Origin of the sequence: Paenibacillus plantarum (assembly GCF_013141695.1) — a bacterium.
GTDB lineage: Bacteria > Bacillota > Bacilli > Paenibacillales > NBRC-103111 > Paenibacillus_E > Paenibacillus_E plantarum.
Genome location: NZ_WHNY01000074.1, coordinates 126,451 through 150,221, shown reverse-complemented (window position 1 = coordinate 150,221; position 23,771 = coordinate 126,451). Strand labels below are relative to the sequence as shown.

Genomic DNA, 23,771 nt, shown 5'->3' with positions numbered 1-23,771 from the left:
CAAAGAAATAAAGGTTCACTTGGAGGGAATAAGGATGACACAATCACTAATTAAATTGACGAAGGAACAAAAACAGCATTTTGAAACCGAGGGTTACGTGATCGTGAAGGGGTTATTTTCAGAAGCGGATTTGGCTAGAATCGATGAAACCTTCGAAGCGATCAGCAATCAGACGGTTCCAGGATATTTCGAACCTGATCTATCGACAGAGGTCGTCGACCCTCTGAAACGCTATCCGCGTGTCATGCACCCGCATCGGTTTAATGAGACAGCGAAAACGTACATGCTGCATCAGCCCGTGTTAGAAGTTCTAGCAGATTTGTATGAAGAAGAAGCACTCGCTGCACAAAGTATGTTTTATTACAAACCACCTGGCTCCCGGGGGCAGGCGCTTCATCAGGATAACTTTTATTTACAGGTGGAACCAGGCAATTGTATTGCAGCATGGACAGCCATTGACGCGGCTGATGAGGAAAATGGCGGATTACTCGTTGTACCGAAAACGAATGCCCTCGAAATCTCATGTCCCGACATCGCAGATTCTAAGGAATCTTTTACGACCCACTACGTGAAGCCGCCGAAGGACGAGAAGGCTATGCCGGTCATTATGGACCGGGGGGATGTCCTCTTTTTCAATGGCAATCTGATTCATGGTTCTTATCGAAATAAGACCAAGGCTCGCTTCCGCCGCGCGTTCATCTGCCATTATGCCAATGCCTCTGCGACGCATATTAGCAATCATTATCGACCGTTGTATCGAGCCAATGGGGAAACTGTCTCCTTGGAGATTAACCCGAGTGGCGGTCCTTGCGGCGATGAATTTGAGACAGTATACCCACATTAATTAGGATTAACGGAGGATAGGAATCGTTTCTAGGGCATAGTTTATGTCCTGGGAGCGATTTTTTTTGCAAAGGTGCGGGGATTCCATTGGATTTCGCTTGACAGGCTTATTAGATCAATTTAATCTAAAGGAGCTAGTTAAACGTTTAACCGATGGAGCTGAAACACATATGAGCAGACCCAAACAAGTCACAATTGTAGAAGTGGCAGCAGCAGCTGGGGTATCGATTGCCACGGTCTCCAATGTGCTGAATAGAGGTGGAATCCGTTCGTCGAAGGAGACGATTCGCAAAGTCGAACTGGCAGCCGAGCAATTAGGATATCGACGCAATACCATGGCAGCAGGGTTAAGTCGGAACAAAACTTTTGAAATCGGCCTCATTGTTCCTGGATTGACGAGTTATTACGGACGGTTAGCGGAGTATTTACAATTGGAAGCTCACCATGCGGGCTATCATTTATCCGTTTTTTCTTCAGGAGGATTCGATCCGACGATTGAACGTAGAAATCTAGAAGTGTTACTGCAGCGAAGAGTGGATGGACTCATCTGTCATGGCTTAGCGATGGGAAAGGATTCCACACGCGCTATCGTTAACAGCGGAACGCCGCTAGTGCTCATTAATGGCTGGGGATGGCCCGAGGATATTGCCGTTGGTGCTGTAAATTTAGGCTTTGCCGAGGCATGCAGACAATCAACGAAATTGCTTGTGGATCGTGGCTGTGATGAACTCATCTACGCGGGCAGCAAGATCTCGAATGTGATTGATGAACAGCGTCGTAATGGATTTCATCTGGGTTTACAACAACTGTCCGTGGAGATTTCCCATCGTATCGTCGAAATGAAGGAACTGGACGTGGACGCATTTCTCCAAGAGGTGGTGGCGGGGCCAACACAGCGAACGGGGATCGTCGCCTTTGACGATCATGTTGCATTAAAGCTGCTTTCGGCTGCCAATAGGCAAAAGATCGACTTCCCGAACCGATTACAAATGATCGGTATTAATAACGACTATATGGCTATGCAAAGTTACCCTGGTATCTCTAGCTGGGACATTCCTTATGAGCTTCAGGCGCAAATGGCTATCCATAAATTGCTGCATAAGTTTGGACATACCGTAGAGGCCAGCGAGGAGCGAGAATTTGAAGTTCCGCTTATTTTTATAGAACGAGAAACAACTCGCATCTAAGCATAAGGAAGAGACCTGACATGTGGACTACCGACGTGTCAGGTCTTTTTGTTACCACATAAGAATTAATAAGTTTCCGATACTCGGAAGAACAAATTCTTATTGGCGATAAAAACAACATTTAAACGCGGTCGCTCCTCCTCGAAGGACTTCGATAGAAGTTTTTCTCATAAGTATTCCTTCAGCAACGCTCGGAACACGGGATCAAGTGACTTCGCCATGCGTTGGAAGCCAAGATCTGTCGGATGAACACCGTCAACCGTACAATCACTATAGTCGTCGCCAAGCAGTGACATGCCATTGAAGAAGTGGAGCTGGGCGTCACCTTCTTGTTGCAATCGAGCAATGATGTCTTGTTGGACCTTTCTTCACTGATCGGCAGTAGGCGGCGAAGTGAGCAAGGAGCTGCTCGCAGGCTCGTACACCTTCAGCATGACCTACAGTGGCGTGTATAAGGAAGTTGTTGGTCAGACAGCAACGAATCCGCTAATCATTTTCCAAATATAACATGAACCTTAAACACCCTTACTTGCAGTGATGCCAGCGTAAGGGTGTTTCTTATTATGTAGCATAAGGTTAAAATTGTAGTATAAAATTTCCAACAAAGTTCTGCATTTTAACCACTATTTCTTGAATGCGTCTGCTAGTTTCACTAGGTAGTTGGTTCTATACTAAGAACAAGTAAACGCTATCATTTAAATAAGTGTTAGGCAGAACAGAGTTTACGGAACGTATAAATAGGAGGGGTAAATGAAATGAAAAAATTAGTAGTTATTGGTCTTGCCGCTACAATGGTTGCGCTTACAGGATGTTCGGATAGTAAAACGACAACACAGACAAGCACGCCGACAGGATCGACCAATGCGTCTGCTACGGCTAAACCTGAGAAGCTGACGTTGAACTGGTCCGTCACTAGCGGAAATCTTGCGAATGTGAATTTGCCTGCCGCAGACAAAGATTTTGTTAAGAAGGCCATTGAAGAAAAGTTTAATGTTGATCTCAAGATAGATTATATGATGAACGGTAAAGAATACTATGACAAGTTGAATGCAACGATGGCGGGCGGCAATGTGCCAGATATGTTCATCTCTGGTGGTGCAGAGTCCCAAAAGTATATTTCGGATGGAATCACTGGTAACCTTGCCCCATTCTTAACGAAAGCAGCTGTACCGAACTATTTCAAATGGGTATCTGAGGATGAAGTCAATGCCTACCAGATTAAACAAGGTGAATTCTTCCGTGGTATGAATATATTCCCACGTAATACGTATGCAGCTTGGCATATTCGCCAGGATTGGTTAGATAAGCTTGGATTGAAAGCGCCAAAGACATACGATGAATTAACGAAAGTCATGGTAGCCTTCACGAAGAATGATCCAGACGGTAATGGTAAGAATGATACGTTTGGTCTCTCAGCAGCAGGAAATGGTGCTAACTTGCCGTTTGATTTCCCGCAATGGTTGAATAACGGTCTTGTAGCTGACTTCATGATTGCGAACAATACGTATATCGATAACCGGACGGATCTTAAAGTGGAGAAAGTCATTGATCAAGTCGTGGATTGGATTAATCAAGGCGTTGTAGATCCGGACTGGTTCTTGAATAAACCGGGTGCACAATTGGATAAAGCGTCACAAGGTAAAGTAGGTATGTACTTCTCTGGAGATAAGACTACCATCCTAGATAGCAATCCGACAAGCGTGGCGAATCGTTCTAAAGCATTAGATCCTAAAGCGAATTGGGTACCGATCTTCCCGCTAGATCAGCCGATTATTTGGAAAAATAACGTTGCAGTTGACACGATTTTGATCAGTAAAACAACAGCTGAGAAAACACCTGATAAAATTAAACGTTCCATGGAAATTCTGAACTGGTTGACAGGCGATGAAGGCTTCTTATTAACACATTATGGTCAAGAAGGCAAACATTACACGAAAGATGGTAAGAAAATTACGTTGAATGTTGCTAATTTCGAAGCTGATATTGCGAAAGCCGGCAACTGGTTAAATGTGTACAATGCTTTTGTACCTGATGAGCCGAAGGTACTAGGATACGAGCTAGTAGATCCACGTATTAATGATCACGACCGTGCTATTCTGAAGACAGTTGAGTCTTACCCTAAGCATGATGCATTGCCTCCGGTTAGCTTGGTTCCGCCAGCTGGCATTAACATTGGTGATTTCCGTAAAGAGATGAGTAAATACCATATCAAAGGTGTTCTTGAAGATAAGAGTGGCAAGAACTGGCCGCAGTACCGTGAAGAGCTCATGACCAAATTCAAAGGTAGAGATATATTCACGGAGTACACGAAAACTTTGAATACAGCATTGAAGAATAAGCTTAACGATTTTAAATAGGAGAGTGAAGGCATCGAAGGGAACCCGGCGTTGTTCGTGGGTTTCCTTCTGTCTTCGGTCTGATAGAGACAGCTAGGAGGAGATGGCGATGGCGGAAACCATAGCTGCTAAGAACGATATAACGATAGCTCCACGCACGAGAGAAAGTAAATGGAAAAGTGTGTATCGCAGTAGATGGTTCTATCTCATGATGATACCAGGCCTTCTCTATTATGTCATATTTCATTATGCCCCAATGGCAGGCACGCTAATTGCTTTCCAGAACTACAACATTATGAAGGGCATTTGGGGAAGCCCTTGGGTTGGTTTCGATAATTTTAGAGTGATCTTTGATAGTCCTGATTTCATGAGAATCCTCAGAAATACATTGGAAATTAGTATTCTCAAAATTATTGGCAGCATGATACCCGACGTGATCTTGGCAATTATGTTAAATGAAGTTAGAGTTCGCTGGTTCAAGAGATGGGTACAAACGATTACATATGGTCCTTACTTCTTGTCATGGGTCATCATTTACGGCTTAGTGTTTTCTTTCCTTGCACCGAGCTCAGGGTTAATCAGTACGTTTGTGCGTGATATGGGTTGGGGACAAATTGATTTATTAACGAATAAAGACTTCTTCAGGCCACTACTAATTATCACTGAAATATGGAAAAATACGGGATTCGGAGCCATTATTTACATGGCTGCGCTTGCTACTATTAATCAAGAACTTTATGAGGCTGCCGTGGTCGATGGTGCCGGACGCGGACGACAGCTGTGGCATATTACATTGCCGGGTATCCGAGATGTATTTGTACTCCTGCTAATCATTCGAATTGGTGGGATCTTGGATGCAGGCTTTGATCAGATTTTCATATTCTTGAACGCACGTGTCTATGACACAGGAGACATCATCGATACGTGGGTTTATCGCTACGGTTTTGAACGGTTGGAGTTCGGTGTAGCGGCGGCGATGGGTGTTTTCAAATCCTTGGTCGGATTGATATTGGTACTCAGTGCGAATAAGGTAGCTAAGAAAATGGGAGGATCAGGCATATGGTAATGTCTTGCGTGATCCTTGAAGGGGAGTGGAGCTCTGATGTCATTCATCATTCATAAAACGAAAAAAGATAAAGTTATTGACGCGTGCATCTATACGGTACTTACCGTAGCCGCTTTGGTTACGTTATTCCCCTTGTACTATGTCATCATTGTATCCTTAACTCCTTATATTGAGGTTTTGAAAAATGGGGGCTTCGTCATATGGCCAGAGCATTGGACCTTGCAAGCCTATAAGGAAGTGTTCCAGTCGGCTCGTATCCCGCAAGCCTTGAAAATCACAGTTTTCATTACGATTGTGGGGACGACACTGAACCTTGTTGTGACTACGCTGCTTGCGTATCCACTAGCCAAGAAATCAGTTCCAGGACGCAATTTTATTCTCATGGCGATTTTCTTCACGATGATCTTTAGCGGTGGTATTATTCCGCTTTACATGGTGGTGCGCAGTATAGGGTTATATGATTCCGTCTGGGCACTCATCGTGCCAGGCATGGTATCAACCTTCAATCTACTGATCGTGAAGACGTACTTCGAGAATCTTCCCGTTGAAGTAGAAGAAGCGGCGAGAGTAGACGGTTGTGGCGAATTAGCAACGTTATGGCGAATCGTTCTCCCCTTATCCGCTCCGATTATGGCGACCATTGGACTATTCTATGGGGTTACGCATTGGAACGAGTATTTCAAAGGGATTTTCTATATCTCAGACAAAACGTTAATGCCGATGCAGGTTGTGCTTCGAAGTATGATTCAAACGCCGAATATTAGTACCGAGCTATCGCTGAATTCCTTAGTCTTGGATGCTTTGCCGCCAGAAACGATTAAGATGGCGGTTGTCGTTGTTGCTACATTACCAATGCTAATTATTTATCCATTCCTGCAAAAATACTTTGTAAAAGGTACGATGCTGGGCTCCATTAAGGGATAGAAAAAGAGGGAATATCCAATGAGAGTTGTCTATACAGTGAAGGGCCATATCGAACTTCTAGATCAGGAGGCTCCAACCATAGAGGACAATTATGTTATAGTGAAAACCATTTGCTCAGCGATTAGTCCTGGCACGGAAATCATGCTGAAAGACACGACGACCGTACCCAGTACACTTGGCTATAGTGCAATGGGCAAGGTGGTTGAAATCGGAGAAGGTGTGACACATGTACAAGTGGGGGATCGCGTTGCTTGTTATGGTTCCCCTTTTGTCCGTCACGCCGAGCTCCTGAAAGTACCTAAGCATCTTGTCATTCTTTTGCAGGATCAGGTTAGCGATCAAGAAGCCGCTTATGTTGGCCCTGGGGCGATTGCGATACATGCGCTGCGACAAGCGGATTTGCGCTTCGGTGAATCTATTCTCGTCGTAGGATTAGGTATACTGGGGCAGATCATTTGCCAAGTTGCTGAATCGTCAGCATATCAAGTGTTCGGATTAGATCTAATGAGGGAACGTGCAGAAAAGTTGATCGAATTCGGTTCACCCAATATGTATAACAACGAGGATGAGATGACTCGTCACATGACGAAACTGACAGGTGGCATTGGTGTGGATGTTGTCATTCTATGTGTCGGTGGTGGTCTCAGTGGGATGATCGACAAAGCACTTGGTTGGATTCGTGACAGAGGCAAAATCATTATAGTTGGCGATGTAGCGATGTCGTTCAATCGTGAACAGATGTTTCAGAAGGAAGCTCAACTGCTCATCTCTCGTGCAGGCGGGCCAGGTCGATATATGGTTGATTATGAGCAGAGAGGGATTGATTATCCCATTGGTTATGTACGTTGGACAGAAGGTCGCAATATGGCCGAATATATGCGATTGTTGACGCAAGGGAAGATTAATATTGCTCCACTCATTACGCATCGTCTGCCACTGGCGCGAATAGCGGAAGCCTATGATCTGTACAGTCATTCACCGCGCGAGGTGCTTGGCGTCGTTGTTACTTATATAGGGGAAATGGCATAGTTTTTAAAGCCCTCGTTGATCGAGGGCTTTAAGTATCTTGATATGGGCCAATTCGTTCTCTGCTACTAGTTAATTAGCTGGGAATTTTTTATACTTAGAGAGTGGTAAGAGGATGAGGACTATGCGGAGGAGAAGACTAGCATGATTCGTGGCTTAAAAGGGAGAAACTTGATTTCCAGCGTCAGTACGAAGCTCTTCATTCTTACCTTTATGTCCGTTATTGTTCTATTCCTGATTATTGGGATTTTCGGTTACCAACGATTGTTTGAGCCCATTAAGCAGAATAATGAGAAAGCGCTGCAAAGCTCTGTTGTCCAAGTGGAGAACTATATTAAGACGTTAATGAATAACATCCAGAGTCAGTTGATTTTCTTATCCACTCCTGCTTTATATGAAGTAGGTGAGCCGGATTTCACGAAGCTTATTGAAACCATTTTATCGTACCAAATGGATCTGCTTCATAGTATTTATGTAATTGATGAGGATAAGGTACGAGTAAGCGCTCCCTATGGTTATCAGTTCTATATCGATGGGCCAAGTATTGCCGAAATTAAATATCAGACGAGTACGACAGGTTTCTGGTGGAGTGCACCGCATTTGATTAATGATCATTATGTCATTACCGTGTCTAAGCGCATTGATAGTGGTCGTTTCGTTGCGATGGATATTAACCTAGGTGCGTTGATAGGACCCAAAATGCTGCAAGCAGAGCAAGGCACGGAACGACGCATTTATATATTTACTAGTGATGGGGAATTTCTCTCTACCAATACGAATCTGGTCTATCCCAAAGTGTATGTGAATCATTTGGAAATGAAGGATGCTTTACAGAAGATCACGCAATCTGCTAGGAATTCCTTCGACACCGTGAAGACTTCCACTGGGAACTATATGGTACTAAGCTCGAATCAGAATCAGTGGGATTGGTACGTATTCTCGGTTATCGAGGAGTCTCAAGCCTATCCGTTAATTAATTCGTTGAAGCAGCAGTTTGTATTTGTGGTATTCATCGCGATTATCCTTGCGTTTATTCTATCTGTATGGATAACTAGCTATATTCGGAAACCTGTGACGGCGATTACACGGCAATTAAAAGCTGCTGCGCGTGGTGAACTGGAAGCTCGCATTACACTGAATCGTAATGATGAGTTTATGCACATTGGTAATAGCTTTAATGGCATGATGGACAATATTCAAACGTTATTCAATGAATTACGCGTCTCTGAGGAGAAGAAACGACATCATGAACTTAAGGTACTGCAGTCGCAAATTCATCCTCATTTCCTGAATAATACGCTCAATGCAATCTATTGCTTAGGTGAGACAGGACAAACACAGGAAATGTGCGAGATGCTCCGGTCGTTGATGGGCCTGTTGCAATATTCGACGGATAAAGTTGGCGATGTTGTAACGGTCGCAGATGAATTAACGCAATTGGACAATTATGTGCAGATTATGAATCTTAGGTATGGAGACGTCTTTGAGGTGGATATTGCCGTACCTGAGATATACAACATGACACCGATCCCTAAGCTAACGCTAATTACGTTGGTCGAGAACAGTATTTTTTATGGACTCAGTAAAGAAGGGGTCAATCATATAATCGTTTGTGGTAAAGAGCATGAGGGAGCTGGTGTAGTGCTGGAGGTCTCCGATACTGGTCCGGGGATTGCGCCGGATAAGCTGAAGCTGCTGCTAGAGGATACAGGTGCTGCCAATGCAAATAAAGGTTTAAACAATTTAGGCATGCGGAATGTCCAAGAGCGATTGCGGATGACATTCGGGTATCAGTATGGGCTGCATTTTGAGAATGAACCGGATGAAGGGTTAACGGTAACGATTCATCTGCCGGCCGGAGAGCCGAAAGAGCAAGGATAGCGTCGGGGAGAGGGGACGAGAAGATCATGCTGAAAATACTGATGGTGGATGACGAGAAATGGGTGAGGGAGCGCTTTGCACAGCGTATTCCTTGGTCAGAGGGGGGATTTACGTTCATGGGCGCAGCATCTAGTGCCAAGGAAGCAATCAGCATGATCGAGCGGGAAGTGCCCCATCTGCTGCTTACGGATATTACGATGCCGAATATGAATGGATTGGAGTTAGCTGCCTATGTGCGGAAAAGATGGCCGCGAGTCCGAATTGTTATTTTGACGGCTTACGGTGAGTTTGAGTATGCGAGGCAGGCGATTGAGTTAGGTGTGGATAACTACTTAATTAAGCTCGCGCAAACCCCTGAGCAAATACTTGAAGCATGCCGCAAGGTGGCTGAGGACTTGGAGCAAGAGCTGGATATTGATCACAAGCTGGAGATGCAGCTTAAGCTCGAACGGGAGAAAGAGTGGGCGCGGAAACGCCAATGGACAGAGCGGTTGCTGGAGGGCGAGGGAAGTATGCATGAGCTTCCAGTGCCAAGTGAGTGGATTGCAGGTGTGGAATCGGCGAGTTATGTGGCGGGTATCATGATGGGTTGGCGTGTGACGGGGAGTTTAGAGCAAGGCCAGGCAACACTTGAGGAGCTCGTGCAGCTGCAATGCCAGCTAGCCGAAGTACTTGAAGCCAAACTGGATGCACAGGTGTTAGGCGATGGGAACGGATTGGCTATCCTGCCTATGCAACATAGCCAATTACTTCTACTTATCGGGTCGAAGCGTGAGGTACCTGCCTTTCATCTGAACCAACTAGCAAGAATAGTGCAAGAGATGGTAAGTAGCTTTGCTCCTGTGAAAAGCCTCGTTCACATCGGATCTGTTGAAGAGTTAGAGAAGCCAAAATGGACAGGGAAACAACTAGCTGACCTTATGCACAAAGGCAGGGATGGACTGGCTGCATATTTCTATTCTGAGGGTGAGAAGCCATCGATCGTACTACGACGACTCGATGCTCAGCAGACGAGGGAGTGGACGGCGGCTGTCGTCAAGGCTCTGCAGCGTGAGAATGTGGAGGCCTTCCGGGAAGCAGTATCCGTGATGATCACGCTCGGCGTGCCACCGGTTCATCCGGGGGATCTGCTCCGTCTGACGAGACAAATGCTGCAACCTGAACTTGTGCGACTGCCAGACGCAGTCGTTAACCGGTTAAGTGGCATCGATCGTCTGACGACGTGGAACGCGTACTGTGAGTGGTGGTTGGCAACCATTGATGCCATCTGCGAATGGTGGAATCAGCAAGCCCAGCCTCCGGTGACTGTACGCAAAGAGATCCAATGGATGTGCCGCTACATTCGCGAGCACTACCAAGCGGATTTGCAGCTGGCAGAGCTTGCCAAGCTCGTTCATATGCATCCCTCTTACGCGGGTCAGATGTTCAAACAGGAGATCGGCGAGAACTTTTTGGAATACGTGAACCGGGTTCGTATGGAGAAAGCAAGCGAGATGCTGGAGCGGACCACGATGAAAATATACGAGGTATCCGGCGCAGTCGGCATCTCCGACTATCGCTATTTTTGTAAATTGTTCAAGAGTCATACGGGGGTTACCCCTACGCAGTACAAGAGTAAGATGGGGTGAGTGGGGAACCCACTCACTGGGAACCGGGAGTTGGAAGCCCGGCAACGGGATGCGGGGAGCGGGAAACAAAAAACAGAAACCCATAACCCATAACCCGTAACCCATAACCCATAACCCATAACCCGTAACCCGTAACCCGTAACCCGTAACCCGTAACCCGTAACCCGTAACCCGTAACCCGCAACCCGCAACCCGCGCCTCGTCTTCATCCTTCAACCCGTGGTAGCCAGCGCACGTCCTCTTTCCTTGGTCCCCCTAATTCTCTCATCCCCCCGTAACCCGTCCCCGTCCCCATTCACACCTTCCACCCAGTAATAAATGTATTTCATGTAGCTAATTTTGCCGATTTAGTGGGAATTTGAAGAATAGATGGATTTTATGTAGTTAAATATACTCTTTAGTGGGATATTGGTCAGATTGATAGAAATTAGCTGTATGTTTTCCAGTTAAACTAAATTTGGAGCGAAATTGTTGAAATTTAGATGTAGTTTTTCCATTTATTTCGACTCTCGGAGCACAATGGGGGAGTATTATCGGAGCAAGACGAAGAGCCAATTATACTGGGAGTATTAATGCCCAGTAGTGATATATTCGTGTTAAAGTGCACGGAAAGCTGCAGATGGTGGTGTTTAAGCTAGGTGAGTGGGTGGAGTATATGTGGTCGGTGAAAGTGTTTAAATAGGATGAGTTAGGCGTATAAAATTAGACAGTCTCTATGATGCAAATCAGTAGGGACTGTTTTTGTTGAAAGCGTTATAATAAGGTAGATGTAGTCGTGCAGAGAGAGATAGATATAGATACGGGGGAACTGGCATGAAACTTTGGCGAGTCGTTCGGGAGAAGAAGTATTTGCTGCGCATTTTTCTGTGGATTAACTGCATTATCTTGCTCATCTTACTTTCATTTTCCAGCTTGATCTACGTGAATGTGGAGAAAAATGTGTTTCAAAGCGAATACGAAGGAAGCCAAAAGCTCTTGTCACAAATGAAGTACAATATCGATTATTTGGACACGATGATCAGTAAGCTTACCTTCTCTACATACGGCAATAATGATGTGAAGGCACTCATGTATTTGAATGATGAAGAGACGTATGATCATATGAATACGATTAATAAACTGAATGCGACCGTCGTTGCCAATTATCCATTCGTTCAATCGGTCTATGTCTATAACAACCATAAGAAGCTGTATTACTCCACATTTGGTGAGCTGTACCATAAGGATGCTGAATTAGATAAGGTTCTCGCAGAGAGTCCTCATATTACGCCATTGAAAGCGATTGTGCGGAAAATGCAAACCGGTGGCAGCAACGCTAAGCCTACCTACGATACCGTGCTGAGTTATGTCATGTTTGAAAATGTGGATGAAAAAGGTGTGATGGACGGCGCCATCATTCTCAACGTAAAATTAGACTGGCTCGTCGATAACATTCGAACGATTAACCAGTTTGACTCACGAACGCAAAGCGATTTATACATTATAGACAACAAGAATCAATTTATTGAAACCGATACCACCCCTTTGATCTCGGACAAGGCCTCGGCCGTTACGATTAAGCAAGCCTTTGAAACGTCAGTTTCCCAAGATCGGATGCATGCGGGAGAGCCGGCTGGATTTTACGAATCCAAAGTAAATGGTGAGAAGTTCATCGTCTCTTATATCTATTTGGAAAATACAGGATGGACGCTGTTGGAAGCGAAGCCGTATAAAGAAGTGTACGCGAATCTAAGGCAGCTGTTGGATACGATTTTGTTCATTACGGGAGCTGTTTTTGTCGGGGCGCTGCTCTTAACGTTATCTGTCTCTCGTGGCATATATCGACCAGTGAGAAGACTGATGGAACAGACGTCGCTCGGTGGATCGGGACGGGATGGTTTCCTGAAGCCTGGAGTGAAAGACGAGTTTTCCTATTTGACCGAGGTGTATCGGAAGTCGAGAGAACAGCTCTATGAATACAACCTTGAGAAGAATAATAATACGAGCATCATGAAGATTTACTTTTTGAAAAAGCTGATGTCAGATAGCTACAGTATGAATGCAGCTGAATTTGAAGATGTACTGAGGTTGTTGAATGATGCCCTAACGAAAGATAAACCGTTTTTAATCTGTGTGTTGCGGATCGATGAGTACAAGAAATTTCTAAGCCATAAAAGCTTGGCTGAAAGAGAGCTGCTGCGCTTCGCGATCGCCAATGTCACGACGGATGCCATATCTCAAATGGGGATGGTCGCCCAAACTGTGGATATGAAAGACGACTCATTCACGATTCTTTTGAACACGGCTGAAGGTCAAGTGGATTCCGTGGAACAAGTGGAACAAGCGCTGCGGGAAGCGCAGAACTACATTGCGAAGCACTACCATATCTCTTTTTCGGCAACGGTCAGCAACGTCATTACGGAATATACAGCGATTGCCGCCGCCTATAACGAGACCTTGGCTAACAGTTCTTATCGATATGTGTTTGGAACGAAATCTGTGATTACACAGGTACGTATTGACGAGAATACGGGGAGTGTGGATGTAGAGCAAGTGTTGGTATTGGTGAGCAAATTTACAGATGCAGTGCCTAAGGGGCATGCGATCAAAACAGAAGAAAGACTGCGCGATGTATTCGCTCATATTCGCAAACTGGATTATGGCAGCATCATGCTGGTCAGTATGCAGGTAGTGCACCATTTGAAGAAGACGATTTTTGAGATGAACCGTACGAGTAAGGAGCCAATTGCTGTTCCCCCTAGGCTGATGAGTCGCGAGCTGTATGAGGAGGAAACGATTGAGCAATTCGAGGGACTTCTGCTGGAAGCGGTACGCGCCATTCATAGTGAAGGTGAGGAAAAAGGCATCCAAGGCAACCAAGTTGTCGCCGACACGATAAAGGAAATCATCGATTCCAACTATTTCGACTCTTCTCTCTCCGCTGCAAGTATTTCTGAAATGATGAGACTGCCTGCTTACAAGTTGAGCAAAATATCCAAGATTCACCTCGGAATGTCGATTCCGGAATATATTAATCAGGTGAAGCTGCATAAAGCGGTGGAATGGATGGAGAACTCCAAGCTAAGCATTCAGGAGATCATGCAGCGCGTAGGCGTAGAGAATGAGAGTTATTTCTATAAGCTATTCAAGGCAAAGTTTGGGATGACGCCAAGGGAGTATATGGCAAAGCGTATGCGATGAAAGAAGAAGACCCGGAAGTCCATAATTGGACTTTCGGGTCTGTTCGTTTCGAATCCTTATTTAATTGTGTATGGCAGTTTAAATGTCCAAAGAAGTGTACCATTCTCTGGTGTTGTACTGTCAATGCCGAAATCGTTATCGTTCGTAATGGCAAGCGTATCACCATTGATGAGCGAAACACCCTCAATTTTCTCATAAGGGAACTTGAATGCTACTGCATCCAGTACGGTACGCTTCGTCGTAGGAAGAATGTTATTGGCTTTCAGATCTGCAATCGTCATTTGCTCAAGTGTTTTACCTGCCGCTGTCGCACTGTCGTACTTGCCAATAACATTGGTTGCTGTTGAAAGGTCAATGGCATAAATGCGCTTCAACTGTGCTTTATCGCCAGAGAATTTATCCCGCTCATCGATTAAAAGCGTGTTCTCGTTCACGACAACCATATCGGAAATAACGATATCGCCTTGCACAAGATCTTTAAATTGCTTCGCATCCTCAAGGATGTATACAAACTCGCCTACAGGGTTAAGAGTTGCGAGGTCAAATTTAATAATCCGAACCTGACGTGAATTGTCCATGGCTTTATCAGGATTACGAAGTGCATTTTGCATAGCCATGAACATATATTTGCCATCAGGTGTTATGCCAACAGCTTCAGCTCCACGATTCTGGCGAAGTTTGTTGTACACTTCTGGCAACGTCTCACGGGAAGGCACCAGCGGAGCAGACGCCTGGCTTGCCCAACCTTTCGGCACAATACGCTCAATGATCGTACCGTCACGCTTCACATGGACAATGGATGGACCATATTCATCAGAAATCCAGAAAGAATCATCCTTTGGATTGTATGCTAAACCTTCGATATCAAGGCCGTACGGGTCGTAAGCTAGCACTTTTTCGCCTTTTGCATCATAAGGCTCTTCATCGCGACCTTTAATATTGGGAAGTCCCGTAATCGTAACTTTACCTGACACAGGGTCAGTACCTGACAGCTTCAAAGGGAACTTATCTAAAATATTGATTTCGCCCTTACTTACTTCGATTTTATAAATCGTTGGTGTATAGTCTGGCAGTGGGAACGTGCGCACAGTTTTACCGTTGATCGTAGGTTGACCGTTTGGCCCGCGATCAGCTGTTGTATAAAATACATTATCAGGGTCTCCTGGAATGTGCGTTAAGGATGAGCCAACACCCATTTTGATACCTTCTGCAAGATTTGGTGCCTTAAGCTCGTATTTACCAGTCAAAACAGGCTTGTCCGTTAAAGATACACTGTTACGGAACTCGTCCCAATCCACATATTTACCCATGGCTTCCGATAGTGCGCGAACTGGCATGTACAAACTGCCGTCCAAATTTACAGCTGGTGCTGATGGTTGAATCACTTGTCCATTACTCGAATAGGTTACATTTTCAGAGGTTACGCCGTTCACTTGCTGAGCAGTTACTGTTCCAGAAACAGCCACAGGAAGAGCTAGCAGTAAAGATGTTAATACGATCCATTTACGTTTCATTAGTAGTAATTCTCCCCTCGGTATTATCCGCATTTCTCTTAACTTCTTACTTATACCAAAACTATGTAAGGGGCATGTAAATGGCATATTACGGAATTGTAAATTTTTAGATTGTAGCCTTAGCTTGCCTCGACTAATCAATCTAGATGCGATTGTGATATACTGTATATGATGTATACATTTTCGGAGTGCAAGGATAATGGAGGATGGAACAACATGGAGATCGGTGACGAGATCGATGATGAAATTATACAGAGCTTACCGTCAGGTGTAACTCTTAGCTGGGGCATCGTTAAGCTGTCCCGCAGAGGGCCCAAAGGTGAGCTCAGCATCAAAAAAATCGTTGACGCGGCGATTGCCATTGCTGACAGCGATGGACTTGCGGCTGTGTCGATGAGCAGGGTGGCCCAATCGTTGGGGTACACGACGATGTCTTTGTATCGCTATATCACCAGCAAGGAAGATTTGCTCGTGCTGATGCAGGATGCGGTGTGTGACATTCCGATTCCACCAGAGGTGCCGGGTAAGCCGTGGCGCGAGGAAATGGGGGAATACGTCGGGGCATGCGTAGATATCTTCCGCAAACATGCGTGGTACGGCGATATTCCTATTACGAGCGTTCCCCTCGCGCCAAACAATCTTCAGGTGATCGACTGGATGTTACGAATCATGCGGGATTTTCCGCTGAATGATTTTGAGAAGATGTCATTTCTGCTGCTTGTAAGCAGTTATTCGCGGGCCTGCGGTCTGATCGCGCGGGATATGGATAAGGCGATCCGCGATGGCGCGAGTCCGGAGACGTTTAGTGGTGTGAACTATGGGGCAGCGCTTAAACAGCTGGTTAAGCCGGATCGCTTCCCCCATCTGCATCCCATCTTGATGGCGGGAGCTTACACGGATGAGGCGGAGAATCCGATCGGCAATGATCTGGATTTCGGACTTGAGCGGATCTTGGATGGGATTGAGTGTTATTTGCAGCAGAAAAGAGTGGGGCAGGGGGAATAGTCCCCGACCCTGGAGCCACCCTCCAAACCTGGAGCCACCCCACCCCAACCCGGAAGCCTGTTAGGTTACTCATTTATGCGAATAGATGGATTTTTGGACCTCTGTCAAGAAAGTAGACACCTAATAAGAGAAATTAACTAACGCTTTTGTAGTACAGTTCTTCAAATCGATCCGGCGAGACATAACCCAAAGAACCATGGATTCTTTTACGGTTGTAAAAGAGTTCAATGTACTCGAACATGTCCTGTTGAGCCTGTGCCTTTGTCCAAAATTTTGTACAGTAAACAAACTCCTTCTTTAATACACTGTGGAAGGATTCGATGCAGGCATTATCGTAGCAGTTACCTTTTCGGCTCATACTTGCTTTCATTTTGTAGGTTTCGAGTCTTTCGCGGTAATCTTCCGAGGCATATTGTGAGCCACGATCTGAGTGGTGCACAAGCCCTTCTGGAGGTTGCTGCGTCACATAAGCTTGGTCTAGTGCAGCCAGGACTAACTCTTTCGTCATGCGGTCTCCAAGCTGCCAACCTACAATTTTGCGCGTGTAAAGATCTAAAACACTAGCTAAATACAACCGGCCTTCACGGCACGGAATATAGGTAATATCAGTGCCCCAGACTTTGTTAGGTGCGGTTGTTTGGAAATTTTGATTTAGCAAGTTAGGCGCAATCGGTGAATCGTGATTTGAATCCGTCGTGTTCACTCGAAACTTCTTGGAAACGCAGGAACGAAGCCCATTGGCTTTCATTAGTGAACCAACTAATCGTTCAGATACCGTCCAGCCTTCACGCACGAGTGTCTCTGTGATTTTAGGGCTGCCATACCTACCAAAATGGTCATGGAAAATGAACGTGATTCGCGCTAAGAGCGCATCTCTGCGCTTCTGGTAGCTATTTACTGCCTCTTTTCCAAGTATCCATTTATAGTAACCGCTCCGGGAAACCTCAAGCGTCTGACACATCTTCTCCATTGAAAATTCGGAACGATGCTTTTCAATGAACTGGAACCTTAGTTCTTTGGTTTGCTGAAGATGTGTACGGCCTTTTTTACGATCGCGAGTTCTTCTTGGGCATCTGCAATGAGGCGATCTTTGGCTGCGAGTTCACGGTCTTTCTCTATCAAAAGCTGTTCTAACTGGCGGAGTCTTTCTGGTGTTGCAATGGATTCACTTTCAAACTGACGATATTTCGCTACCCATTGGTGCAGGGTTCCTGCTGGAATGTTCAATTCCTCGGCGATCTGTGTGACCGACTTTGTTTGTTCTTGAATGAATTTTACCGTCTGTTGTTTAAATTCATCATTATACCTTTGCCGCTGTTCACCCAAAATGAACACCTCCTGATAAGATTATTATCTTCATCTCTTAATGAGGTGTCTACTTTTTATTCTAGTTCCATTCCTGTAGTTAATTCTTCGTAAAATTGATACAAATGGAGAATAGGTGGATTTTGTACAGCTAATTTCAGGAAATTTCGCCAATATGCGAAGTCGGGGGATAATTAGCTACATGTTTTCCATCTAATACGATTTTTCAGGTGAATTGCTCTGAAATAGCTGTACAATTTCCAGTTAAACACCAGCACCACCAACACCAGCATCACCAGCACCAGCATCACCAGCACCAGCATCACCAGCATCACCACCACAACCAGCACCACCAGCATCACCAACACAACCACCACCAACACCAACACCATAGCCCCCATCACCCACTTGGCCTCTGGTGTAGTACGCACCTAATACAAAAAATAGCGCCTCGGCATAGCCGAAGCGCTGTTTTTTTTGGGTAAAGGCTGTTCCTGCGAATAGCGTTGTGCGATAACGTTATTTCGATTAATAGCACATTTTCAAGGAAGATAGAATGATGGCATAACGCTATTTCTACTTTGAAGTAGTAAATGAGCCAGTAAAGGGACAATAGCGTTATGCCATAACGTTAAATGGGTATATTCAGCCATTTTCTACGAGATAAGGCGATGGCGTAACGTTATCTGCCTGAACGGCTTATTGATATGTCTACATTTAATAGATTGGATAATTTGTAATATTTAGTATACTAATGGGGTTTCGCTCTACTATAATGGGGAGAGGTTTTAAGGCAAATTTTAAATAGGAGGATAAGATCTTGAGCAATTCATAAGGAGGTTCTAATACAGTCCATGCAGAATCGACGACTGTAGTGACGTGAAATTTCTGATTTAACGCCGATTGCTAACTTAACACATCTCGTATCTATTGATTTTAATCATAACGAATTAACCGATATCAGCGCTTTAAATGGATTGTTCAAGTAAATTGAAATGGAGGTATGAACAGTGAAATATAAAATTATTGCCATTGCATTAATTGGGATATTATCATGGGGCAGCTTGGTCCCAACTCAGACATATGCTGCTTCGCCAGAGGTTAAAATCGAGGATGCAGTTCTCGAAAAAGAAATTCGGGCAGAGCTGAAATTAGAAGAGGGTACGGCACTGGATTATACAAATTTACAAAAACTAACATCCCTATATCCGAAAGGGAAAGAGAAAATTAAGAGTTTAAAAGGTTTGAATATGGCACGTAATCTGGAACAATTATACTTGCCTAATCAAGAGATTACTGATGTCACTCCGCTAGGTAGTTTGTATAAGTTAACGTTTCTTGCTATTAATAATAATCAAATTCAAAATGCTTGTCCGATCGCGAATCTGTCTGACTTACAAAAATTAGTCATTTCTAATAATCAAATTGAGGAAATTGGGTGTTTTTCTCGTCTGACTGGTCTGACCGACTTACTGGCAAGTAACAATAAAATTAAGAACATTCAACCACTTAGCAAACTTAAGCTTGGATGGCTGGATGTCTCCAATAACCCAGTTGCAGATATCTCATCGATCGGTGTAATGAATAAACTACGCCAAATCTATGTAACCAAAGATTCTCTTAATGAAAAGTCTAACGCGCTGTTGGAGCAATTGGAACAATCAGGGGTTGCGGTAAATCGGGCTTCTGCTTCATCCGACAAGGTGTCTGGCATCTCCGTATTAGTGAACGATGAGCGTGTTCTGTTTGATCTTGCTCCATTGGTAGATGCGGGAACGACTTTGGTACAGTTCCGGCCTCTTTTTGAAAAGCTAGGTTTCGTTATTCAATGGGATGGGACAACACGAACTATTCAAGCGGAGAAGCAGGGAACGAAGATTACTCTGCAGGTTGATAATCCAAAGGCTACTTTAAACGGCGATTCCAATACGTTAACCGTTGCGCCGAGAAATATCGAAGGAAGTATTTTTGTGCCCATCCGGTTTGTAGGAGAAGCGTCCAAATTTGTAGTGACTTGGGAAAGCAGTTTGAAAACGATTTATCTTCAATCTACGCGAACTATTGTTACCCCTGATAAGAAGTTAAAAGCAACATTAGGTGGGAATTGGTTGAGTCTAACGCCTCCAGCTAACGTAAAATACCAACTATACGCGGGAAGCGGTAATAACGCTTTGTTATCTTCTTCAGAATCAAAGTCACTATTCGAAGAGACTCTGACACTAGATGATTATGAAGCGGGTATAAAAAAAGTGTTGGAAGATCAGAAGATCACTAAATTTTACGAGGAAAAATCTTTGAAAACGAATGGGTTAAATGCACGGCAATTTGCCTATTCAAAGAGCGGAACGAAGGGTGAAGATCTTACAGTTACTCATACAATAGTCGACGGGATGTATAGTTTTTTCAATGTTATTCTCGTTTCAGGAGAACTCGTTTACTCGGAAATTAACAAAGACTATCAAAATATCTTACAATCTTTAGAAGAAATAAAAACACCCTATCAGCTAAGCAAAGAAAAGTTTGGCGCACTTAAGCCCACCGAACGATTATTAGATGCAGCGCATTATTATCGGAATCTAGGCTTTTTTGAAAATGTTAAGGGACTGACAAGTCAAGAATTTGATAACAAAATGCTGGAATTACAAAAGAAGTTTACAGATTGGAATCCTTTCGATTCTAGCGAGTATTACAATGATTTAGCAGAACTCTCACTTTTAATAGCAGACGAAGACCGTGTTTGGGTAGAGGATTGGGATTTAGATGTCGGTAAGGGAAAAGAGGCTTACGTAACTACGTTAGGACAGTGGAGCAAAATATCGCGTGGGGCATTTCAGCCGACTGATATAAAGGAAACTTGGGACGCAGAAGAAGGGCCAATCACTGTTAGCTTTAAGTTGAATGGTCAAGAGCGAGTCATTCATCCTGAGCATGCGGGTAGTTATATGAATACCTATGGTTTACTCAAGGAAATAAATAACATGATTAAAGCAAGTGGATATCAGTTTGCTGCAGTGGAGAATGATGATGAAGAGGTTATGGTGATAGCGTTAAAGGCGGAAGAGAAAATGAAACTGCAACAGGACAGGTACATCGATTTCGATTTCATCACGTTTGACTAATACAAAGCTAGTACACCAAAAAAGGCCATCCTCCTATAAGAAGGAATGGCCTTTTTTCATTTCGTGAGGATGTTTACTGTATGTGTTTCAGGAACCCAATCCACCTTGGTACCAAGGGACTCAGCAATAAAACGAACAGGCACTAGGGTGCTGCCATTGATAATGGTAGGAGGAGCGTCAAGCGAAATCGATTTTCCATTCAAGGTACCTGTTGTGTTTCCAACGACCAATGTCAGGATGTTGCTCCCCTTTGTTGCTGTAATCGTTGAGGTACCAGCATCCCATGTTACATGGGTTCCAAATGTTTCGAATATTTTACGCAAGGGAACCAGTGTACTTCCATTGATGATCGTGGGTTGCTGCTCGAACGAGAGCAATGTTCCATCTAGACGTACAGAGATTAACTTAGTTTGAGGTGAAGCTTCATCATCCTTACTTTTTATCCAAACAGGCTCAGTCCGATACCACTCCGTACCGTCCCCGGAATAACCGCCGCCCCACGACCATAGTGTGCCATCTTCTCTAAGTGCTAATGAGCGATAACCAGTCCCATGTGCTCCTATTATAGTGATTTTCATCAAGTCTTTTACTTGTACAGGGACTTCGCTATTATCATAGGAACCAATGCCTAATTGACCACCGTGGTTATTACCGCTAGCCCAAACAGTACCGTCCTTCTTCAAATAAAGGGGACCGCCAGCGGTAGCACGGATATCGATAATGTCCTGGATGCCTTGTATTTTCTGAGGAGCGGACTTATTAGTAGCGAGGTTCTGGCCATCGATAACACCTAGACCATTTGACCCAAATGCCCAAACGCTGCCATCCTTTTGTAGGGCATAGGAGTTGACTCCACCTGCTGCGATAGCTGTAATATCACTGAGTCCGTCAATCTTCACGATGGCTCCTCGGTCAAGCATCCATACGGTTCCGTCTTTATCCAGAACTAACAGGTTGTCGCCAAATCCCGTAGAAATACTGCTTACATTTTGAAATCTTAATTGGACAGGGTACGTGTAGGTACCGGTAGATCCATCAGGTTTCTTATAGTAGATACCTCCCCAGGCCCATAGTGTTCCATCATCTTTAATTGCATAGCTTTTCCCCCAAGCTCCCCAAACGGAAACGACATGTGTTAATCCTTCGACCTGATGTGGAACAGCACGGTTATTATCTGTAACCATTTTGCCTGAACCTGTCTCAAGAGTCGTCTGCATACCGTCACCGACTTGCCCGCCTAAATTATCACCCCATACCCACACTGTACCATCCTTTTTAACGGCGAGTGCGTGCTCGGAACCGGCAGCGATGGAGATGACATCATTCAATTCTTTCACCTGTGTAGGAAATTTCGTGTTCGTAGCACTTGGACCCTTTTCGCCATTGCCAAAAACACCACCACGGTTCGTTTCTCCCCATGCCCAGACGCTGCCATCGTTTTTGACTCCCAGGCTAACTCGCCCTCCAACAGCGATATCCTTCCAACCCACATTGTTTTCCTCGGCGTGGGTGTGTGGAATAGAAGCCGTAATGGAGAAGCTCAGCATTAAGCCTAACGCTAATGTAGTTTTGACTAAAACCTTAGACTGAATAACCATGTAAAGGTATCAAACTCCTTATTTTCAAAAGATTTACATACTCATTCTTCATCGAAATGGGATATCCCTTTGTAAGGAAAAATAATGTGTAGAAATTGAAGGCTATCCCTGTGAATAGCGTTATGCCATAACGTTATTCAGGCTACGAGCCTACATCTGAGGGAAATAGAATGATGGCATAACGCTATTTCTACGTTTAAGTAGAATAGGAGCTATTAAAAGGAGAATAGCGTTATGCCATAACGTTATATCGGGCTAAACCGCATTTTTCACGAAATAGAATGATGGCATATCGTTATTTCTAGTTTGTGTTAGCCATACTCACTTCCCGCTCTTCCGACGGAACGCAAGGAGACACCAACCAATGGACATCACCAGCAGGGCCGAACACCAGCCGATAGCCCACCATCCGTTATGCAGCACCGGCGTACCCATTAGCAGCCCGCGGATCGTTTCGATAACCGGTGTAATGGGCTGATGGTTCGCAAATCCCTGTATCCAAGACGGCATGGTATTCGTTGGGACGAATGCGCTGGACAGATAAGGGAGGAACAGCAGCGCGAAGCCGTAGCCGCTAGCAGCGGAAGGGCTGCCCGTGACGAGGCCAATCGCGGCGAATAGCCAGGTAAAGGTCAGAATGAACAAGATGATGAGGCCAATGGCTCCAAGCCATTCGATGAATGTCGCGTTTGGACGAAAACCGACAAGCAGCGCAACGCCGATGACCATGCAAGTAGCAAGCAAGTTTCGAGCAAGGCTTGCGGCGACATGACCCGTAATGACACTGATGCTGCTGATCGGCATGGTCCGGAAACGGTTGATAATGCCATTGGTCATATCGCTTGCCACATCAACAGCTGTGCTCGATGAACCGAAGCCTGCGCACAATAGGATGATGCCTGGGACGACATAGTTCACGTAGTTGCCGCTCGGATCAAGGGCACCGCCGAATATATAGGTAAACAGCAGCATGAGCATAATGGGTAGCATGATAGCCATCATGAGCGACTCGATGTTACGCAAGCTGTGACGGATGCTGCGTCCGACGAAGACGGCGTTGGTGGCTGCGAATGAAGCTGGCTTTGGCATAGGTTGCACGTTATTCATCTTCATAGAGTTGTTCGAGTTCAACGGCTGTAAGTTCTTCAGAGAATGGAAA

At 44.8% G+C, this 23,771-nt stretch carries 17 protein-coding genes and 1 pseudogene; 11 read left to right on the top strand and 7 right to left on the bottom strand.

Going from position 1 to position 23,771, the window contains the following annotated elements; all coding sequences use genetic code 11:
- Positions 1 to 34 precede the first annotated feature (34 nt).
- Complete coding sequence (locus tag GC096_RS27565) at positions 35 to 844, top strand: phytanoyl-CoA dioxygenase family protein (protein WP_171634681.1); 810 nt, start codon at positions 35 to 37, stop codon at positions 842 to 844.
- A 169-nt stretch (positions 845 to 1,013) separates the two neighbouring features.
- Positions 1,014 to 2,030 carry a LacI family DNA-binding transcriptional regulator gene (locus GC096_RS27560; RefSeq protein WP_171634679.1) on the top strand — a complete coding sequence of 339 codons (1,017 nt, stop codon included), beginning with the start codon at positions 1,014 to 1,016 and terminating at the stop codon, positions 2,028 to 2,030.
- A gap of 167 nt (positions 2,031 to 2,197) precedes the next feature.
- Here GC096_RS27560 and GC096_RS27555 read toward each other — a convergent pair.
- A pseudogene (locus GC096_RS27555) lies at positions 2,198 to 2,383 on the bottom strand (SGNH/GDSL hydrolase family protein); the annotation flags it as partial.
- 402 nt (positions 2,384 to 2,785) lie between these two features.
- On the opposite strand from GC096_RS27555, the gene GC096_RS27550 reads away from it, so the two are divergent.
- The 7 genes from GC096_RS27550 to GC096_RS27520 all read left to right on the top strand — a co-directional run bounded on the left by GC096_RS27550 (position 2,786) and on the right by GC096_RS27520 (position 14,071).
- A complete protein-coding gene (locus GC096_RS27550) occupies positions 2,786 to 4,387 on the top strand; it encodes a type 2 periplasmic-binding domain-containing protein (RefSeq protein ID WP_171634678.1) in 1,602 nt (533 codons plus the stop codon).
- Positions 4,388 to 4,475: 88 nt separating this feature from the next.
- Positions 4,476 to 5,432: an ABC transporter permease gene (locus GC096_RS27545; protein ID WP_171634676.1), complete on the top strand. Its 957-nt coding sequence runs from the start codon at positions 4,476 to 4,478 to the stop codon at positions 5,430 to 5,432.
- Between the two features lie 36 nt (positions 5,433 to 5,468).
- Positions 5,469 to 6,356: a carbohydrate ABC transporter permease gene (locus tag GC096_RS27540; protein ID WP_171634674.1), complete on the top strand. Its 888-nt coding sequence runs from the start codon at positions 5,469 to 5,471 to the stop codon at positions 6,354 to 6,356.
- Positions 6,357 to 6,374: 18 nt separating this feature from the next.
- On the top strand, positions 6,375 to 7,385 hold the full coding sequence (locus tag GC096_RS27535) for a zinc-dependent alcohol dehydrogenase (RefSeq protein WP_171634673.1): 1,011 nt from the start codon (positions 6,375 to 6,377) through the stop codon (positions 7,383 to 7,385).
- Positions 7,386 to 7,526: 141 nt separating this feature from the next.
- On the top strand, positions 7,527 to 9,263 hold the full coding sequence (locus tag GC096_RS27530; RefSeq protein WP_171634671.1) for a sensor histidine kinase: 1,737 nt from the start codon (positions 7,527 to 7,529) through the stop codon (positions 9,261 to 9,263).
- A 26-nt stretch (positions 9,264 to 9,289) separates the two neighbouring features.
- Positions 9,290 to 10,891, top strand: a complete 1,602-nt coding sequence (locus GC096_RS27525; protein WP_171634669.1) for a response regulator transcription factor — start codon at positions 9,290 to 9,292, stop codon at positions 10,889 to 10,891.
- Positions 10,892 to 11,704: 813 nt separating this feature from the next.
- Positions 11,705 to 14,071, top strand: a complete 2,367-nt coding sequence (locus tag GC096_RS27520) for an AraC family transcriptional regulator (protein WP_171634667.1) — start codon at positions 11,705 to 11,707, stop codon at positions 14,069 to 14,071.
- Between the two features lie 56 nt (positions 14,072 to 14,127).
- On the opposite strand, the gene GC096_RS27515 is transcribed toward GC096_RS27520, so the two are convergent.
- Complete coding sequence (locus GC096_RS27515) at positions 14,128 to 15,585, bottom strand: esterase-like activity of phytase family protein (protein ID WP_171634666.1); 1,458 nt, start codon at positions 15,583 to 15,585, stop codon at positions 14,128 to 14,130.
- A 216-nt stretch (positions 15,586 to 15,801) separates the two neighbouring features.
- Here GC096_RS27515 and GC096_RS27510 point away from each other — a divergent pair, with 216 nt between their 5' ends.
- The gene (locus GC096_RS27510) at positions 15,802 to 16,590 is read left to right on the top strand and encodes a TetR/AcrR family transcriptional regulator (RefSeq protein WP_171634665.1); all 789 of its coding nucleotides are present in this window, start codon (positions 15,802 to 15,804) and stop codon (positions 16,588 to 16,590) included.
- Positions 16,591 to 16,723: 133 nt separating this feature from the next.
- Here GC096_RS27510 and GC096_RS27505 read toward each other — a convergent pair whose 3' ends face one another.
- From GC096_RS27505 to GC096_RS27500, 3 genes are all read right to left on the bottom strand, one after another.
- Positions 16,724 to 17,587 carry an IS3 family transposase gene (locus GC096_RS27505; protein ID WP_312886357.1) on the bottom strand — a complete coding sequence of 288 codons (864 nt, stop codon included), beginning with the start codon at positions 17,585 to 17,587 and terminating at the stop codon, positions 16,724 to 16,726.
- 11 nt (positions 17,588 to 17,598) lie between these two features.
- Positions 17,599 to 17,925: a transposase gene (locus GC096_RS38505; protein ID WP_312886355.1), complete on the bottom strand. Its 327-nt coding sequence runs from the start codon at positions 17,923 to 17,925 to the stop codon at positions 17,599 to 17,601.
- Between the two features lie 164 nt (positions 17,926 to 18,089).
- A complete protein-coding gene (locus GC096_RS27500) occupies positions 18,090 to 18,287 on the bottom strand; it encodes a hypothetical protein (RefSeq protein ID WP_171634663.1) in 198 nt (65 codons plus the stop codon).
- A 618-nt stretch (positions 18,288 to 18,905) separates the two neighbouring features.
- Between GC096_RS27500 and GC096_RS27495 the strand changes: the two genes are divergently transcribed.
- Positions 18,906 to 21,014, top strand: a complete 2,109-nt coding sequence (locus GC096_RS27495) for a stalk domain-containing protein (protein ID WP_171634662.1) — start codon at positions 18,906 to 18,908, stop codon at positions 21,012 to 21,014.
- 56 nt (positions 21,015 to 21,070) lie between these two features.
- On the opposite strand, the gene GC096_RS27490 is transcribed toward GC096_RS27495, so the two are convergent.
- Both GC096_RS27490 and GC096_RS27485 read right to left on the bottom strand, forming a co-directional pair.
- Positions 21,071 to 22,612 carry a stalk domain-containing protein gene (locus GC096_RS27490; protein ID WP_171634660.1) on the bottom strand — a complete coding sequence of 514 codons (1,542 nt, stop codon included), beginning with the start codon at positions 22,610 to 22,612 and terminating at the stop codon, positions 21,071 to 21,073.
- 321 nt (positions 22,613 to 22,933) lie between these two features.
- Positions 22,934 to 23,719, bottom strand: coding sequence for an ABC transporter permease (locus GC096_RS27485; RefSeq protein WP_171634854.1), 786 nt, complete (start codon positions 23,717 to 23,719; stop codon positions 22,934 to 22,936).
- Positions 23,720 to 23,771 lie beyond the last annotated feature (52 nt).

Excerpts from the sequence above, each read along its gene's own strand:
- GC096_RS27565 (WP_171634681.1), top strand. The coding sequence starts at position 35 with ATGACACAATCACTAATTAAATTGACGAAGGAACAAAAACAGCATTTT.
- GC096_RS27560 (WP_171634679.1), top strand. The coding sequence starts at position 1,014 with ATGAGCAGACCCAAACAAGTCACAATTGTAGAAGTGGCAGCAGCAGCT.
- GC096_RS27550 (WP_171634678.1), top strand. The coding sequence starts at position 2,786 with ATGAAAAAATTAGTAGTTATTGGTCTTGCCGCTACAATGGTTGCGCTT.
- GC096_RS27545 (WP_171634676.1), top strand. The coding sequence starts at position 4,476 with ATGGCGGAAACCATAGCTGCTAAGAACGATATAACGATAGCTCCACGC.
- GC096_RS27540 (WP_171634674.1), top strand. The coding sequence starts at position 5,469 with ATGTCATTCATCATTCATAAAACGAAAAAAGATAAAGTTATTGACGCG.
- GC096_RS27535 (WP_171634673.1), top strand. The coding sequence starts at position 6,375 with ATGAGAGTTGTCTATACAGTGAAGGGCCATATCGAACTTCTAGATCAG.
- GC096_RS27530 (WP_171634671.1), top strand. The coding sequence starts at position 7,527 with ATGATTCGTGGCTTAAAAGGGAGAAACTTGATTTCCAGCGTCAGTACG.
- GC096_RS27525 (WP_171634669.1), top strand. The coding sequence starts at position 9,290 with ATGCTGAAAATACTGATGGTGGATGACGAGAAATGGGTGAGGGAGCGC.
- GC096_RS27520 (WP_171634667.1), top strand. The coding sequence starts at position 11,705 with ATGAAACTTTGGCGAGTCGTTCGGGAGAAGAAGTATTTGCTGCGCATT.
- GC096_RS27515 (WP_171634666.1), bottom strand. The coding sequence starts at position 15,585 with ATGAAACGTAAATGGATCGTATTAACATCTTTACTGCTAGCTCTTCCT.
- GC096_RS27510 (WP_171634665.1), top strand. The coding sequence starts at position 15,802 with ATGGAGATCGGTGACGAGATCGATGATGAAATTATACAGAGCTTACCG.
- GC096_RS27500 (WP_171634663.1), bottom strand. The coding sequence starts at position 18,287 with ATGGTGTTGGTGTTGGTGGTGGTTGTGTTGGTGATGCTGGTGGTGCTG.
- GC096_RS27490 (WP_171634660.1), bottom strand. The coding sequence starts at position 22,612 with ATGGTTATTCAGTCTAAGGTTTTAGTCAAAACTACATTAGCGTTAGGC.
- GC096_RS27485 (WP_171634854.1), bottom strand. The coding sequence starts at position 23,719 with ATGAATAACGTGCAACCTATGCCAAAGCCAGCTTCATTCGCAGCCACC.